General features: G+C 45.8%; 12 protein-coding genes. 10 read left to right on the plus strand and 2 right to left on the minus strand.

Annotated features, from left to right (window positions below; all coding sequences use genetic code 11):
- Positions 1 to 6 precede the first annotated feature (6 nt).
- The gene (locus tag AC121Z_RS16820; RefSeq protein WP_498125483.1) at positions 7 to 861 is read right to left on the minus strand and encodes a substrate-binding periplasmic protein; all 855 of its coding nucleotides are present in this window, start codon (positions 859 to 861) and stop codon (positions 7 to 9) included.
- A 152-nt stretch (positions 862 to 1013) separates the two neighbouring features.
- Here AC121Z_RS16820 and AC121Z_RS16825 point away from each other — a divergent pair, with 152 nt between their 5' ends.
- The 6 genes from AC121Z_RS16825 to AC121Z_RS16850 all read left to right on the plus strand — a co-directional run bounded on the left by AC121Z_RS16825 (position 1014) and on the right by AC121Z_RS16850 (position 11135).
- Positions 1014 to 1322 (plus strand): TraR/DksA family transcriptional regulator, encoded by a 309-nt coding sequence (locus AC121Z_RS16825; protein WP_498125484.1) that lies wholly within the window; start codon positions 1014 to 1016, stop codon positions 1320 to 1322.
- Between the two features lie 275 nt (positions 1323 to 1597).
- Positions 1598 to 6094, plus strand: a complete 4497-nt coding sequence (locus tag AC121Z_RS16830; RefSeq protein ID WP_498125485.1) for a PAS domain-containing protein — start codon at positions 1598 to 1600, stop codon at positions 6092 to 6094.
- Positions 6095 to 6252: 158 nt separating this feature from the next.
- Complete coding sequence (locus AC121Z_RS16835; protein ID WP_498125486.1) at positions 6253 to 8790, plus strand: efflux RND transporter permease subunit; 2538 nt, start codon at positions 6253 to 6255, stop codon at positions 8788 to 8790.
- Positions 8791 to 8805: 15 nt separating this feature from the next.
- Positions 8806 to 9591, plus strand: a complete 786-nt coding sequence (locus tag AC121Z_RS16840; RefSeq protein ID WP_498125487.1) for an outer membrane lipoprotein-sorting protein — start codon at positions 8806 to 8808, stop codon at positions 9589 to 9591.
- Positions 9591 to 10904, plus strand: a complete 1314-nt coding sequence (locus AC121Z_RS16845; RefSeq protein ID WP_498125488.1) for a DUF1302 domain-containing protein — start codon at positions 9591 to 9593, stop codon at positions 10902 to 10904. The genes AC121Z_RS16840 and AC121Z_RS16845 overlap by 1 nt, the downstream gene beginning before the upstream one ends.
- Positions 10905 to 10919: 15 nt before the next feature.
- Positions 10920 to 11135, plus strand: a complete 216-nt coding sequence (locus AC121Z_RS16850; RefSeq protein WP_498125489.1) for a YgaP family membrane protein — start codon at positions 10920 to 10922, stop codon at positions 11133 to 11135.
- 36 nt (positions 11136 to 11171) lie between these two features.
- Here AC121Z_RS16850 and AC121Z_RS16855 read toward each other — a convergent pair whose 3' ends face one another.
- Positions 11172 to 12467, minus strand: coding sequence for a sigma-54 interaction domain-containing protein (locus AC121Z_RS16855; RefSeq protein ID WP_498125490.1), 1296 nt, complete (start codon positions 12465 to 12467; stop codon positions 11172 to 11174).
- A 206-nt stretch (positions 12468 to 12673) separates the two neighbouring features.
- Between AC121Z_RS16855 and AC121Z_RS16860 the strand changes: the two genes are divergently transcribed.
- The 4 genes from AC121Z_RS16860 to cydB all read left to right on the plus strand — a co-directional run bounded on the left by AC121Z_RS16860 (position 12674) and on the right by cydB (position 17676).
- Entirely contained in the window at positions 12674 to 13945 is a 1272-nt protein-coding gene (locus tag AC121Z_RS16860; protein WP_498125491.1) for an NAD(P)/FAD-dependent oxidoreductase, read from the plus strand.
- A gap of 4 nt (positions 13946 to 13949) precedes the next feature.
- Positions 13950 to 14567 carry a Tll0287-like domain-containing protein gene (locus AC121Z_RS16865; RefSeq protein ID WP_498125492.1) on the plus strand — a complete coding sequence of 206 codons (618 nt, stop codon included), beginning with the start codon at positions 13950 to 13952 and terminating at the stop codon, positions 14565 to 14567.
- Between the two features lie 383 nt (positions 14568 to 14950).
- The gene (locus tag AC121Z_RS16870) at positions 14951 to 16543 is read left to right on the plus strand and encodes a cytochrome ubiquinol oxidase subunit I (protein ID WP_498125493.1); all 1593 of its coding nucleotides are present in this window, start codon (positions 14951 to 14953) and stop codon (positions 16541 to 16543) included.
- Positions 16540 to 17676: a cytochrome d ubiquinol oxidase subunit II gene (cydB, locus tag AC121Z_RS16875; protein WP_498125494.1), complete on the plus strand. Its 1137-nt coding sequence runs from the start codon at positions 16540 to 16542 to the stop codon at positions 17674 to 17676. The genes AC121Z_RS16870 and cydB overlap by 4 nt, the downstream gene beginning before the upstream one ends.
- Positions 17677 to 17685: the final 9 nt, after the last annotated feature.

Below are 17685 nucleotides of genomic sequence, written 5' to 3' on the forward strand. Positions count from 1 at the left end.
AGCGTACTAGTTCGTTATTAGGCCAGAGTCTACTTGAATGACTTTTTGGGTGGTATAAAACTCTTCTGTCAGCACAGAATAAGTCATTTCCCGTTTCATGGTTTGTAGTGCAACACTAATTTTCTCTATTAATTCGGGTCGGTTTAACGGCGAGTTTTTTGCTAATCCGAAAAACGTGGGCCGCTTACTCGCAAAAAAGTATTGCGCCTTTTTTAACTGATCAGTTACCCCCATAACACTAGCAAGATAGTCGATAGTTTCTGGGGTTCCGATTAGTAGGTCAATGCGTCGCTTTAACAGCATATCAAGCAGCTGTTCATCAGTCACAAGTTCGACTTTGCGCAAGTCCTGATCAATATCGAAACGTCTGAAATAACTTGTCCCTCGAATGCTGCCGATAGCCTTATTATACAAATCGTCGTAGCGCCTAATTTCTCTCTCATCTGCTGCATGTAAAAAAAACGCCTTAGGTGGGTCGAGGCTTATTGCGGGTTCAAAAAACGTGATAAATTGACGTCTTTCCGGTGTATCAAACACATTTACCAATGCATCTGCATAACCAACTTCAAGCATCTTTAAGCATCTGGCCCAAGGGCAAAGCACAAAGCTAACCTCAAGCTCTAACCGCTCTGCCAACAGTGTTGCGAATTGAATATCAATGCCATATACAGAACCATCATCCCTAGCAATAACCCAAGGCGGAAATTCATCCACTGCAAAAACAATTTTTTCTGGCGCTGAAGTGGAGGTCGTTTGACCATTGCTCCAAGCGGGCCATAGTAACGAAGCTCCAAAGATCACGGCTAATTTCAAGCGAAGTAGCCACTGACAGGACAATGAGGCTATCGGAAGCAAGGTCAAAAACACTCCAGTTCAAGAAAATACTATGTTTCAAAAGAATAGTGCGAAATCAGGTAATTTTCGAATTACCCTGCGATCTATTGGGTTAAATCAATACGTACAGCACAAAAGCATGAAATGATGGCTTATCTTAAATGAACAAGGAAAGCCCAATGAAGACGATAAAACAAACATTAAGCACTCAACAACAAAAGCTACTAAATAAAATTGCGGCGCTTAAGAAAGACATATCTCAATCCCATTCGGCCGATTTTGCAGAGCAAGTGACAGAACGTGAAAATGATGAAGTCCTACAAAACTTACTTAATGAAGCGTTAATTGAACTGAATCAGATAAACAATGCCCTGCACAGAATTGAAATGAAAACCTTTGGGGCTTGTGCAAAGTGCGGCGAAGCGATTGGCAACGAGCGTCTAGAAATACTGCCCTATACACAATTTTGTCGAGACTGTGCCGGCTAGGGCACAGACACTCAATAGGCTGGCATATTGTTGAGCGAACTTTAGTTGTGCAAAGGAGCGCTAACTCGGCTAGCCGCCCCTTCAATTCGCAATAGACATTATTTCATCGCGCGATTTATTGGCATTCTGCTATGTTTTTATGAGCTATTTTTAAAAACACGCGTTAAAGGTATCGAATTAAGCACCAAAGATGCGGTTTAGTACCGCAATAATGTGTCGATATCCTTTATAGTATTGATTTCGTTAAATTTGACTATCATCGGAACCGAACTGGAATGCCAAATCGAGCACTTGCATTGTTATCAAAGACGGCAACTCTTAGCGCCACCTTATTCCTCGTATTGTTAGCAAGTCCAGCGTGGGCATTTGCCGAATCTCTACAAACTCTCAACGCAACCGCTTTTAATGTGATTATGGGTATTTTATGCTCCGTCATCATTGCGCTGATTGTCACGCTGATAATATTTAACAACAAGATTAAGGGCAAAGATGCCGATTTGCAGGCATTTGATGGCCGGATCCAACACGTACAAGAACAACTGGATCGCTTTACCACGGGTATTTTACAGCTTGATGCTGAAGGCAATGTTATTTATGCCAACCGTATGGCAGCCTATTACCTGACACAAAAAGTCGATCACATGCAAGGCAAAACATTAAGCTCGATTTGCCCAAAGGACCTGAAAAACACCATTGAACAAGCGCTTCAGCAAGCGCAAGAAACGCATGTTCAGTGTTTACTAGGTAACCGCGACAAGTTAGTGCGGATGCGCATAGCCCCCCAGAAAAAGCCAATAGGCGATATTGTGACGTTAGTGGCCATAGAGGATATTCACAGTTATCAGGAACAGATTGACGAGCAACAAGGTATCAATGAGCATCTAATGGATAGCCGGCTGCACGCCAATATTGCAGCCGCAGAACTGGTATTTGCAGATGACTCCATTCAGCTCAACGAGCCAACGGCAAAAATGTTGGGAGTTGGTGATGCTGAATCTTTAGGTTTAGCTGATTTTACCCGCCTGCTCAGTGATGGCAATCGCCCTGAATGGGAGCGCGCGATAAAACAACTGAAAGACGGCTATCCAGCCGAAATAGAGGTCGAGCTAACCGTTGCAGACAAGGTCTTTCCTGCCAGTGTGCACGCACAGCCTTATACACCCACGGGACAAGATGCACCGGTCTCTGCAACGCTGGTACTCACTAGCCATGCAAAACAGGCCAAATTAAAACTCGAGTCTGAACATTATCAAAAGCAAGTAAAAACGCTGGTCAGTGCAAGCCCACAGCCAGTTTACTTCATCAATGCTAAAAACCAGATTGTGGATTGTAATCGTCCCTTCTGTGCGATGTTTAAAGTCGAGTTGAATCGTCTGAAAGGCAAACAGATTGATGAAATTGAATTCTTTAGTGATGAGTATAAGGCATTACATAAGAGCTCTGATGGTCTTGGTGCAAAGCGCAAAACGCTGAGTATTCAAATCGCTGACGAGCAAACCGCAGAGATCAATTTACATCTACTAAGCTACAAGGTTGATGGCACTCATGCAGGCATGGTTGGGCTTATTGAGGACCTAACTCCAGTTAAAAGGCTAGAACAAGAAGCCGCAACGCAAACCAAAGCGTTACAGAATTTCATCGAACAATCCCCACTTGGGATCGCGTTGTTCAATGATGAAGATAAAATAACGCGGGTAAATCCTGCTCTAAGCAATATTTTAAACAAAAGCAAAGACGAACTTGAAACGCAAACGTTTTACCAATTATTTAAAAATCCGGAACACTCCGGCACTGCTGCACGCTTTTTACATCAGAAGGGCGCTATCGAAAATTTCTTTTCCGAATTGGCAACCGGCGATGACAATACGCTTGCTACCCGTCTGGATGTATCAAAATTACCTGGCAAAGAAACCACGTATGTATGCTGGGTCAGTGACTCCAGAGAACAGCATTTTATCAGCCAGAAGCTGGATAGACTCATTACCTACAGTGCAATGCCAATTGCAGTGTTAGGTAATGATGGATTTACCCAGCTAAATCCTGCCGCGTGTGCATTTTTTGACGTTAAAAACGCCGATGAACTGCGCGGCAAATCGCCCGCAAGTGCAACCCTAAATACCGCAGAAGATAAAGCCGCTGAAATGGCGCAACACTTGGAACAAGTCACTATTGATAACAAGGTGAATTCATTTTCTTGGGTGCATGAACACAATGGCGTCCAGCTGCCTTGTGAAGTCACATTGGTTCCCTTATTTGATCAACAAAAGTACATTGCGACACTGTGCTTATGGGTTGATCTACGCGCAATTGAACAGGCCAATGCGGCACGCTTAGAAGCCGTCAACTTGCGTGCAGCTGCAGAGCGTGAAATTGCGGAAAAACAACAGCTACTTGAAAATAGTCAGGATCTATTAGCCAGCCGGGCTCGCTCCCTCGAGGATACCCAACAAAAGCTACAAGCGGCAGAGACTGACCTAGCAGCTAAAATGGACACCATTCAAGATTTGCAACAGGCTCATGAAGACATCACTGGGCATTTGCAATCATTACAGGATGACTATGCTCGCAACCGCGAATTGCTGGCCCAAAGCGAGGAAGCCAATGCTGAACTTGAAGCGCAGCTGGAAGAATCCAGTGACAAAGTGAATCGCTTGCAGAAGCAACGCAATCAAATTGCCGATGCACTGCAATACAGTGAGAAAAAGCACAAAAAAGCCCAAGAACAACTGGCCATCAGTGAGCAAAATTCACAACGATTGAAAGAAGAACAAGCGCAACAGCAAGCATCATTAGAGGCCTCGCTTGCACAAATTGAATCGCTGAAGAGTTCCATCGACAATAAAGATAAGCAATTGCATGACGTGGGTGGGCAAATAAACACCTTACAATCTCAGCTCGTCAGTTCTAGTCAAGCCAGCGAAAAACTGCGCGAACAATTAATCAATCAACGCAAAGCCAGTGAGCTTGCTGAACAAAAGCGGCGTGAACTTGAACTCATGTGCCAGGCTGCTCAAGCGGAGCTAAGCAACAAGAGCAGTTACGTTGAGCATTTACAGCACGAAATGAAAATGCTGGAACAAATGTCGCAACAACAAAAAGGCGACATGGAGAAACAAACCCAGCAGCTCGAGCAAGAGCTACAAGCGAAACAGGCGCAATTAGACACAACGGCACAAGAGTTGGCGCAAGCACGCGAGTTATCAGAAAAGGAAAAACAACAAAGTGCAGCGCGTGAAGCTGAGTTGGCCCAATTACATAAGGAAATGGAAGAGGTTGAAAAACGCAGTATTGAGCAACAACAAAAAATTGCCGAAGCAGACGCCAAATGGCAAGCGCAACAAGCTGAGCTGCAAGCTGAGCTCAAAGCGAAGCAAGATGAGCTACAGCGCACAACCGAGCAGTTAAACAGCACCCAGCAACAAACCGAGGAAGAAAAAGCGCAACAAGCCGCCTTACTGGAGAAGCTCAAAGCTGAATTGCAGGATGTTGAACAGCGCGCAGCTGCGCAAGACGAAAAAATAGCGCAAAGTGATCAACAGTATCAACAGAAGCAAAAAGCGTTAGCAGAAGAGCTGGCCGCGAAGAAAGCTCAACTCGATGCTACCCAAGCGCAGTTGAATGAACATCAACGCCAAGTCGATGCTGAAAAACTGGCCCGCAAAGCCCAGCAAGACAAGCTTGCTCAGCTTAAGCAGGAAATGGCTGACGTGGAGTCACGGGCGACCAAGCAGCGCGAAATGATGGCTGGTAATGACGAGCAATGGCGTCAACACCATGCTGAAATAGAAAAACAAAAACAACAGCTCCAGCAGGCATTAGAGCAAGCCGAAGCGCAAAATAAAGAGATGCAGTCGACCTTGGCGAGTAAACTAGAGGCGCTGAAGAGTGCCGAATCGACGGTATCCAAAACTCAATCTGACGAGCAAAAACTGCAGCAGGAATTAAACGCTGCGAAGGAACAAGCGGACGCATTGCAAGCCCGCTTGGCACAGCAAGAAGAGCAAGAGAAAAAACTCAAGCAGCAAGTGGCTGAACAGCAAAATAGTCTGCAAGAGCGCGAAGACAATATCCAAGCGTTGCAAGCCGAACAGAAGCGTCTGACTGAAGCGCTACGCTCTGTTAAAGAAGAATATGCGCAAAGTAAAGCCTCTTTGAACGACCAAAATAGCAGCCAACAAGAGCTGAATGAGCAGCTCAAAGCCTTGGAAGCGGAGCTGCAAGACAGCAAACAGCAACTGAGTGCAAAAGAAAACGCATTGCAAGACGCACAACAGCAAATTGCCAGCAGTGCCGACAAACTCGCTGCACAAGAACAAGCCCTAATTGACGCGCAAAAAGAAGAGTTAAAGCAAGTTAATGAACAGCAACCTGCAGCAGAGCAACGGCCAGTGCCTGAATTTGCCAAACTCCCCATGCCCGCAGAGCCTGCGGTTTGGTTTGATCTTTTGCCTTACTTACAGCACCACCAAGGTGTCACCTCATTAGCCAATACCCTGCAGGATCTAATGGATAACTTAGAAGCTAGAATTGCCGAGTTGGATAAAGCGGTAGAAGAAAATAATAATCGCGATATTCAACTGTCTACCCGCAAGTTAATTACTTTATTAGAAAGTATCCACTCGGCTCCACTGAGCGACATGGCGAATCGCTTACAGATGTTTTGCGAAAACCGCTTAATCGACAATATTGCGATTTTTTGGCCGACGGCTAAACAGAATATTTACTCAACGTTGCGCGTCATTTACTCGCACTTACATGCGGAATTAAATTAAGGGAAAAATAAAGTCTCGCATAAATGCGAATGGACTCCAGTAACACTGGGCAACCTCATTGCCGATGTGTTATCGACAACAATCTTTAGGGTCGAATTCGTTTGCTGGCATACTTCTTGTAACGAATTTACAAGAGTTGTTTATTTTTGGCGTTTTATATGCAATCCATCGCAAAAAAGTTAGTGCATTTTTGTCTCACTAGACCCAAGTCTGTGTACTTGGCTTTAGCCATTTTAGCGGTCGTATTTACCGCTCAAATACCGCGCATTCAAATCGACACTGATCCAGAAAACATGCTAGATGCGGAGCATCCGGCGCGCGTCTTTCACAATCAAGTGAAGACCCAATTCGCGATGCATGATGCGATCGTCGTCGGAGTGGTCAATAGTAATGATGCACAAGGTGTGTTCAATCCAGAATCTCTGACTGACATTTTTGACATAACAGAGTCAATAATGGCAGTAGAGGGCGTGATCAGCGCCGATTTAATGTCGATTTCTACCGTTGATAATATTACCCAATCAGCGCCAGGTACTATCCGCTTTGAATGGATGATGGCAAAACCACCAACCACGCAAGCAGAAGCCAGCAACATTCAAGAGGCATTGGCTCGCCTGCCATTACTGCAGGAGACATTGGCATCGCAAAATGGCAAAGCAGCGGCGATTTACGTCCCTATCGAAGATAAAAATCAAAGTTATCGAATTGCCGAACAAATCAGATCTGAAATTGATCAGCTCTCGAGTGATGCTAACTGGTACATCACCGGCTTGCCTGTTGCAGAGGACCAGTTTGGCGTTGAAATGTTTGTACAGATGGGGATCTCAGCACCGCTCGCCGGCTTAACCATCTTTATTTTATTATTCATTTTCTTTCGTAATATTCCATTGATCATTGCCCCAATGATAGTCGCGATGGCGACGGTGATGATCACGATGGGCGCGCTTATCGGTATGGGGTTCACTGTGCACATCATGTCATCCATGATCGCCATTTTCTTAATGCCCATCGCGGTGGTGGATTCAGTACATATCTTGTCTGAATTCAGCGATCGCTATCTCCCGGGCAAAGACTTGAATGCTACGATTGAAGAAGTGGTTGGTCACTTATTTACTCCGATGCTATACACCTCGGTCACATCATCGATTGGCTTTTATTCATTAATGTTAACCCCAATCCCACCGGTGCAAATCTTTGGTGCTTTCGTTGGCTCAGGTATTCTTCTGGCGTTTATGATCACCATTGCATTCATGCCCGCTTATTTGTCACGTATGAATGAGGCCTCACTGGCTAAATTGCAGGCCGTTATGCATGAGCAACAAGGCGGCAGTAAAATTGCTACAGCAGCAAAAGCCCTGGGACGCATAGCGATGCGATATCGGGCAGTATTATTGATCAGCTTTACGGCAATATTCGCAGTTTCGGTATGGGGCATTAGTCAAATACAAATCAACGACAATCCGGTGCGTTGGTTCAAGCAAGACCATGAAATTCGCGTTGCCGATCGAGTATTGAATGAAAACTTTGCGGGTACTTACGATGCCTATATCGTGTTAAGTAGTGCTGATACCTTGCTACCGTTAGCTAAATTTCTTGGCGATGAAATACCCAGCGACCTTAAAGCTTGGGCCGACGAGCGAGTGCAAGCTCTAGCTGATTCACCAATTAGTGAGCAATATCAACAACTGATTATTGATATTGACGATAAGCTATTTGGCGATAATTCTGATGCTGCGATTAACTTTTTAGATGAGAAATTACGCACGGCAGAGCGTGCACTCAGTGCATCCAAGGCCTTTCAATCACCTGAATTACTGCATTACGTTGCTAACTTGCAAGCACATTTGGCAGAAACCGGTTTAGTCGGTAAATCAAACTCCTTGGCAGATGTAACCAAGGTGGTTAATCGTGAATTACGCTCGGGTGAAGCAAATGACTATCAAATACCGTCATCACCACAGGCAGTTGCTCAAACCCTACTCCAATATCAATCATCACACCGTCCGGATGATTTATGGCACTTTGTCACGCCCGATTTTAGTAGCACATTGATATGGCTACAGCTAACCTCGGGTGACAATCAAGACATGACCGAAGTTATCCAAGTAGTCGATAACTACGTAGCGCAGAATCCGTTGCCAGAAGGCTTATCTCTCGGTTGGGCAGGCAAAGCTTACCTTAATGTCGTATGGCAGGAGAACATGGTTGCTGGAATGCTGGACAGCCTGATCAGCGCATTCGTGATCGTGTTTATCATGATGGTGGTGTTGTTCCGCTCGTTGGTGTTTGGTGTACTGGCGATGTTACCTTTGACCATTACGATTTCTTTTATCTATGGCCTGATCGGTATTATTGGCAAAGACTACGACATGCCTATTGCTGTGCTCTCGGCATTGACCCTTGGTCTTTCCGTTGACTTTGCTATCCACTTTTTAGAGCGCGCGCGCGAGACTTACTCGCAAACCCAAGATATCAAGCAAACCTTTGTACTCATGTTTGGCGAGCCTGCGACCGCGATATCCCGCAACGCACTAGTGATTGCATTAGGCTTTACACCACTCTTATTTGCGCCACTAGTACCTTACATTACGGTTGGAATTTTCCTAGCCAGTATTATGGCTATTTCAGCCTTGGTTACCTTGTTAGTTTTGCCTGCAGTGATGACGCTGGCGAAGCGTATTGTTTTTAACGCCTAGGTGTTTGGAGGTTTTATGATCCGCACATTATTGACTGTTGCTGCACTCTCCGTCGCTGGACTAGGGCACGCTGAGATCGATATCAATAGCTTAGTTCAAAGCGCAGAAAAAGCGGCCTATTACGCTGGTGATGATGGTCGCTCAGATGCGCGTATGATGATCGTTGATGCGCAAGGTCGCAAACAGATGCGTCAATTTACTATTTTACGCCGTGATGTGAGTGATAATGGCGACCAACAAATGATGGTCTTTTTCTCGCGCCCGGCAGATGTTAAAGATACGGTGTTTCGGGTGGAAAAGCATACCGATGCTGACGTTGATGACGACCGCTGGTTATATCTACCCGCGTTAGATTTAGTGAAGCGCATTTCTGCCGGCGATAAGCGCACGTCATTTGTCGGTTCACACTTTTATTATGAAGATGTTTCTGGCCGCGCAATCAGTGAGGATCAATTTGAATTAGTGACTGAGACAGACACCCAAGTCCAACTCAAAGCGACCCCGAGAAAGCCAGATAGTGTTGAGTTTGCATACTATGTAGTCAGCATTGACAAAAGTACCAACTTGCCTGTTCTGATTGATTTTTTCAAAGCTGGTGATGACAATTACCGCCGCGTTGAAGCCGTTCAGATTGAAGACGTGGAAGGATTCCCAACCGTTGTGCGCAGCAAAGTTAGTGACCTTAAAAGTGGTGGATATACACTGATGGAGTTTCGCAATATCCGTTACAACATCGGCTTAGGCGATGATGTGTTTACTGAACGTAGCTTACGTAACCCACCGCGCGAATGGCTAAATTGATGAAACTTCATTTACTGGGCTGTATTACTGCCGCAGTGCTCAGCAGTGCGATGGTGAATGCACAACAAGACGATGAATGGAGTAATGATGAGTGGGATATGGGTGAATGGCAAGAAGAGGCGCCAACGCCCTACCGCTTCTCCGGTTTTTTTGAGGGCGCATTAGGCGCCCGGTTAGCCAATGATCCCGCGCTCAATGACGATCTAACACTTGCCGACCTGCGTGGCCAATTGACCTTCGACTATGATTTTACTGCATCGCGGTTTAACCTCACTATCGATGGCTACTATGACGGTGTACTTGACCAATGGAAAGCCCAACTCAGGGAAGCTGCATGGCAAGGCAGTTTATCCGGTCTCGGGGAATGGGGTAAACACTTCGATCTTAAAATCGGTCAACAGGTGCTGACCTGGGGTACGGGTGATTACTTATTCTTAAACGACCTTTTCCCGAAAGATTTTCAGTCGTTTTTTGCCGGCCGCGATGATAGTTACTTAAAAGCACCCTCATTGTCCGCGCGCTTGTCGGGCTTCTTTGAGGTCGCCAATATTGATATCGCGATTACCCCGGAGTTCACACCGGATAACTATATTAACGGCGACTACTTTTCGTTCTTCTCTCCCTTGATTGGGCAAAATGTCGCGCCTGGATTCAGCGTTGAATCTCAGCTCGAGCCGACAGGGGCGGAAATCGCTATCCGACTATATAAAACAGTTGGCCAAACCGAGTACGCACTCTATGGCTACGATGGCTATTATAAGTCACCAAGCAGCTTTACTGCTCAGGGCTTACCCTATTTTTCAGCCTTAGGGGTTTACGGTGTTAGTGCCATCACGCCTTTGGCAAGCGGACTATTCAATGCAGAGTTCGCTTACTATGATTCAAAGGATGACACTACCGGCACAAATCCACTCATAGCCAATAGTCAAACGCGCTGGTTAGTGGGTTACGAGCAGGAGTTAATAAAGAACCTCACAGGTAGTGTGCAGTGGTATATGGAGCGCACCGCCGATCATAACTCCCTAATTGCACACTCATTGACACCTGAGTATGAGTCAAACCGCAGCCGCGTAGTTATTACTCAGCGCCTAACGTATCGGGCTATGCAACAAACCTTAACACTCGGGCTATTTAATTTTTATTCCACATCAGACAGTGATGGCTACGCTAAACTCACCGCCGATTACAGTCCCAGTGATAAATGGCGTGTCTCGGGTGGTCTTAACCTCTTTTATGGTGACGAGCCACACACATTTTTTAATCAATTTTCCGACGCGAGTAACGTATATCTGCGTTATCGCTATTACTATTAGCAAAAAGGAGTCGTTATGTCTGCTGAACGCGCGTTAACTGCATTTGCAGGGTTCATGGTATTACTGTCCGTGGTACTTACTGTTTGGGTACACCCTAACTTTGTTTGGTTCACGGTTTTCATTGGCGCCAATCTATTCCAGCAAAGCTTTACCGGCTTTTGTCCAGCCACGATTGTGCTGCGTAAAGTCTTTGGCTTCAAAACTGAGCAAGAGTTAGCGCTCGGTAAATAATAGTAGCTTCACAGTCACGTCCGTTTAGGGCGTGACTCAATCATATTTTAGTCCGTATTTTTGTAACTTCCGATACAGCGTTCTAGTACTCACCCCTAAAGTCTCTGCTAGTTCATTGATTGGCATATCGTGACGAGCACAGACTGAGGTTAAATAGCCGGCCTCAGCTTCCTCTAATGACATTAATGCCTGACTATCGTTGTGTGGGATTTTCGCATTGGCAGGAGCGTTAGGTATATCTTCAGGGTTGATAATATCTTCATTTGCCATTAGTGCTGAACGTTCAACTAAGTTACGCAACTCGCGGATGTTACCAGGGAATTCATAGCGACTAATTATCTGCAACGCTGCCTCACTGAATCGTTTGTGCTTTAAATCCGATACACTCAGGAAGTGGCGCGCCAACGCAGGGATATCTTGGTGGCGCTCGCGCAACGAAGGCAAATCGATGGGGAAGCCCGCAATACGGTAATAAAGATCTTGGCGAAACTCACCTTTCTCGACCAACTGCAGCAAGTTTTTATGGCTGGCACATATCAAACGAAAATCGGCTTTACGCTGCTTGGTACTGCCGACTGGCCGGTAACACTGGGTTTCCAACAGACGCAATAGTTTGACTTGCATACTCAGCGGGACATCGGCAATTTCATCAAAAAACACCGTACCGCCTTGCGCGACTTCTATAAGCCCCTTCTTGGTGTGCGTCGCGCCTGTGAAAGCGCCTTTTTCATGGCCAAACAATTCAGATTCAAACAGATTTTCATTTAATCCCGTGCATTCAATAACCACGAACGGTCGCTCAGCACGCAAGCTAGAATCATGCAAGGCTTTAGCAACGAGTTCCTTACCGGTGCCTGTTTCACCATGTAAAAGCACCGAGATTTCAGATTTCGCAGCACGATTAATCAAGGTCAGCATGCGCTTAAATGGCGCAGATGAGCCAATCATCTTGTTTGCTTCGGATTCTGCGGCAGCAAAGTTGATACGATCAAGGATCTCCAGGAAGCCGATAGTTATTCCATTTTCATCCTTTACCGGCTTCATTAGAATATCGCAGTAAGTCTTGCCTAACTCGGTATTATGAATATGCACCACACTGCTGGGCTTATTGGTTACCTTGCAGGTTTGGATCGGACAGTCTTCACCATGTTTGTCACACGGTTGTTGATGACCGTGCGAAATCTCAAAACAATGACTATTGCCCACCACGACCTCGGTTTCATAAGTATCTCGGTAAGCTTCATTCACAGCCAGAATGGTGTACTTGGTGTCGATAAATATTGCTGGTTTATCGATGGCATTAATCATGGACTGGACAATCGATGTATTCATTCGCGCTAATTTAAACTGACAATCTTGACCTAGTTGCTGTCAAATATGACACGATTCATACACACAAATCTACCGCACTACCCAACTTAAAATAAAACCCATTAATTTCATATGGTTACAATCAAACAGGATTGGCACGCCTTTTGTTTACAGGTTATTTACATTTATTCATCAGCGTTTGTTAAATAACGACTTAGGAAACAACAATGGCAAAAGTAGTGGTGTTAGGAGCTGGAACCGGTGGTATGCCGGCGGCTTATGAAACAAAGGAAATTTTAGGGAAAAATCACGAAGTGGTCGTTGTGAATGAACGCCCAGAGTTTCGTTTTGTCCCCTCCAACCCATGGGTTGCAGTTGGTTGGCGAGAGCCAGAAGCCATTACCATTCCGATAGAAAAGTACCTTAAGAAGAAAAATATTGGATTTGTCTGTGGTCGAGTTGTCGAAATTGATGCGCACAATAATGTGCTTAAAACCGATAATGGTGAAGCTGTTGATTATGACTACTTGATTATTGCTACTGGCCCTAAACTCGCCTTCGATAATATTCCCGGCGCGGGACCAGAGCACTTCACCCAATCTATTTGTACTCTGGATCATGCACAAGCATGCCACCGAGATTTTGAAAAACTAGTGGCCAATCCGGGGCCCGTCATCGTTGGGGCATTTCAAGGTGCGAGCTGTTTTGGTCCTGCTTATGAGTACGCTTTTATCCTCGACAAAGCACTGCGTGATGCAAAAATTAGGCATAAAGTTCCGATTCATTTTGTCACCAGTGAACCCTATATTGGCCATCTTGGGCTCGGCGGTGTGGGTGACTCAAAATCAGTTTTAGAATCCGAGTTACGCACACGGGATATCAAGTGGATCTGCAATGCCACAGTGGATCGGGTTGAAGATGGCCTGATGCACATTTCAGAACTCAATCGAAAGGGTGAAGTAGAGTTCAATCATGACATCGCGTTTAACCACTCCATGCTTATTCCTCCTTTTGCTGGTATTGATGCCGTCGCGAATGTTGAAGGATTATGTAACCCCAAAGGATTTGTGATCACCGATGAATTTCAGCGCAATCCAACCTACCCCAATATATTTTCTGGTGGCGTATGTGTGGCTATTCCGCCAGTTGAGCCCACGCCCGTACCAACAGGGACACCCAAAACAGGCTATATGATCGAGACCATGATGACCGCAATTGCGCACAACTTAAAATCCATCATTGTCGATAACGAAGAACCTGCAAGCAAAGGTACGTGGCATGCCATATGCCTTGCTGACATGGGTGACACAGGCGCTGCATTTGTGGCTATGCCACAAATACCCCCACGGAATATTACGTGGTTTAAGAAAGGTAAATGGGTGCATTTAGCTAAAATTGCCTTTGAAAAGTATTTTATGCGTAAAATGAAAACCGGTACCAGTGAACCTGTATATGAAAAATATGTACTTAAAGCCTTGGGTATTGAGCGTTTGGAGTAAGCCGTTGAATAGCTCAAAATACTGCACTTTCGCGACATTAATACTAGCCATCAGCGCCTACCCGCTAGTGGCTGCTGAGACGGTGGGGACTCCTATAACAAAAGCTCCCGGTTCTGCCGCACAGCAGCAAGCACTGGAACGCGCTGCCGACGAAAAAATTAATCAATTCTCCTCGGCTCTGAAGACTGCACTCATGAGTGCGGTAAAGCAAGGCGGGTTTTCAGCTGCCGTAGAGGTTTGCAATGATCAAGCGCCTGATATTGCTGCCGAACTCTCAGCCGACGGATGGAACTTGCGTCGAACGAGTTTGAAAACGCGTAATGCCGACAACCAACCCGACGACTGGGAAGCCGTAGGTTTGGCGCTATTTGCGCAGCAAATGCAAAACGGAGTGGCGTTCACACAATTACAGCGTAGCGAGTTAACACCTGACGGCTTTCGATTTATGCGAGCCATCCCAACCACCCAGCTCTGCTTAGCCTGCCACGGCAGTAACATAGAACCGAATCTAGCCGCTCAGATCAAGACCTTGTACCCAAACGATCAAGCGACTGGATTCTCAATGGGTGACATTCGTGGCGCATTCTCGTTGACCAAAACACCACCAGCAAAAGAAGATTAATCGTGTAAGCAAGCGAACATGGACTATCGCTTGCTTTGTTCCTTTGTTCCTTTGTTCCTTTGTTCCTTTGTTCCTTTGTTCCTTTGTTCCTTTGTTCCTTTGTTCCTTTGTTCCTTTGTTCCTTTGTTCCTTTGTTCCTTTGTTACCAAAAGTGTCATTATTCCAAAAATTAACCTCAACTCAATTCTCGCTGTCATAACTGACATTACTGACACAGGCTTTCGCCAAATTTGACTGTAGCTTTCCTTAATCAGCGCAAAACCAGCCCATTGAATTGATCACGATCAACTTTTTTGCTGAATTCCGCTAATTGCAGGGTTGGCACGTTGGATGCAGCTCAAGGGTGTATTTAATCAGCGCTCTGCGTTATCAGGAGAAACCATATGAACGAGACGCTAGTCGAGTTGTCGCGTTGGCAATTTGCCATGACCGCGATGTTCCACTTCATATTTGTGCCACTGACCTTGGGTCTGACTTTTATGTTGGCCATTATGGAGTCGGTTTATGTCATGACGGGCAAAGAAATCTACAAACAAATGACCAAATTCTGGGGCAAGTTGTTTGGGATAAACTTTGCGATTGGGGTTGCCACCGGTCTGACGATGGAATTTCAATTTGGAATGAATTGGTCCTACTACTCCCACTATGTTGGCGATATTTTTGGTGCACCACTCGCAATTGAAGGTTTGATGGCGTTCTTCCTTGAATCAACCTTTGTCGGACTGTTCTTTTTTGGCTGGGATAAAATGTCAAAAGTGAAGCACCTGATGACCACTTGGTTGGTTGCGCTTGGCTCAAATTTCTCGGCATTGTGGATCTTAATTGCCAATGGCTGGATGCAGTATCCAGTGGGAGCTGAGTTCAATTTCGAATCAATGCGTATGGAAATGACTAGCTTCGCTGAGGTAATGTTTAATCCTGTTGCACAAGTAAAATTTGTGCACACCGTTTCCGCGGGTTATGTCACTGCCGCAGTCTTTGTACTTGCGATATCGTCTTATTATTTATTAAAGGGTAAAGACATTGCCTTTGCGCGTCGTTCATTTGCCATTGCCGCTAGCTTTGGCTTGGCGTCCATACTGTCCGTAATTGTACTCGGCGACGAGAGTGGTTATGAACTCGGCGATGTACAGAAGGTAAAACTTGCTGCCGTCGAGGCTGAGTATGAAACCCATCCGGCACCAGCGCCATTTACGGTTTTTGGGATCCCTAATGACGAAACCGAACAAGTCGATTATGCCATCCAGATCCCTTATGCCATGGGCATTATTGCAACCCGTTCTTTAGATGAAGAAGTTACTGGCTTAAAAGATCACAAAATCGAACATAGAGAACGCATTTTATCAGGCATTCAAGCCTATGCTGTGCTTGATGTGGTGCGCAGTGGTGAAGCGACAGCCGCACAGTTAGCGCAATTTGAAGCGCATAAGGATGATCTCGGTTTTGCCATGCTACTTGAACCGTTTGCAGAGGATATTACTAACCCCAGTGAAACGGCGCTGGCGCAAGCCGTGGAGTATAGCGTTCCTGCGGTGGCACCATTGTTCTGGAGTTTCCGCATCATGGTAGCATCAGGTGTCGCCATGTTGCTGTTATTTTTGTGTGCTTTTTACTACTCAACTAAACACCAGATTACGAAACCTCGTTGGCTGCTTAAGGCCGCGGTGTGGAGTTTACCGCTCCCATGGATTGCCTCTGAAGCGGGCTGGTTTGTTGCAGAGTATGGTCGTCAGCCTTGGTCCATTGCAGAAATATTGCCCGTGCACACTGCAGTATCAAACCTCTCTGTCAGTGATGTCGTGATCACTATGGTGGCCTATTCCACCTTTTACACGCTCATGTTTATCGCCGCATTTTATTTAATGCAAAAGTATGCTCGCAAAGGCCCTTCGGCAACGTTTGCAGAACAAGAACAGCTACTTGCACAACTTTCTGTCGGCACTGTGGATGCCGAACCTAAAGGAGCTCACTCATGATTGACTATGAAATGTTACGCCTCATTTGGTGGGTACTGGTTGGCGTATTGCTGATTGGCTTTGCGGTAACCGACGGGTTTGACTTAGGCGTAGGCGCACTGCTGACCTTGGTGGGAAAAACGGATGAAGATCGGCGGGTGATGATCAACACTATCGGTCCACATTGGGATGGTAACCAAGTTTGGTTTATCACCGCTGGTGGCGCCATATTTGCGGCTTGGCCATTAATTTATGCAACCGCTTTTTCGGGCTTCTATCTGGCCTTGGCACTCACCTTAATCGCGCTATGGATGCGTCCATTAGGGTTTGATTATCGCAGTAAACTACCGCATAAAAAGTGGCGTTTAATGTGGGACTGGGCACTGTTTGCTGGGGGTATCATACCAGCTCTTATTTTCGGTGTTGCCTTTGGTAACTTATTACTCGGAGTACCCTTTGAGCTCGACGATACCTTAAAGGCGACGTATACCGGCAGCTTTTTTGGTCTCTTGACACCATTCGCCTTACTCACTGGCTTGGTTTCTGTGTTTATGCTGCTCAACCATGGGGCTACTTGGTTACAGCTAAAAACAGACTCACACCTGTATGACCGCGCGCGCAAAGTTTCTGTCGTGCTGTCAGTCGCTACCGCAGGCTTGTTTATTCTTGCTGGATTGATTCTAAACTTTGCTGTAGACGGCTACGTGATAACCTCTACAGTCGATCCACTCGCCACCAGCAATCCGTTGACAAAAACGGTAGAAATCGTCAGTGGCGCTTGGTTAAGCAACTATGCGACTTATCCTTGGATGCTAAGCGCCCCAATCATCGGTATTGGTGCTGCCATTGTTTGTGCAAACGCGTCATATTCGGGTAAGAGTGGCCTCGCATTTACTGCTAGTGCGCTCACCATAACCGGCATTATCCTCACCGCCGGCTTTTCGATGTTCCCATTTTTGATGCCCAGCAGCACTATGCCAGCAGCAAGTTTAACGGTTTGGGATGCGACGTCATCACTGTTGACTCTTAATACCATGTTTATTGTAGCTTGTATCTTTGTACCCATTGTCCTTGCCTACACCATCTATGGTTTCTGGGTGATGCGTGGACGTATAAAACAGGCTGACCTCAATCAATCACACACAATTTATTAAGGAGAATTA

This window comes from Alteromonas sp. DYW1 (assembly GCF_059752595.1).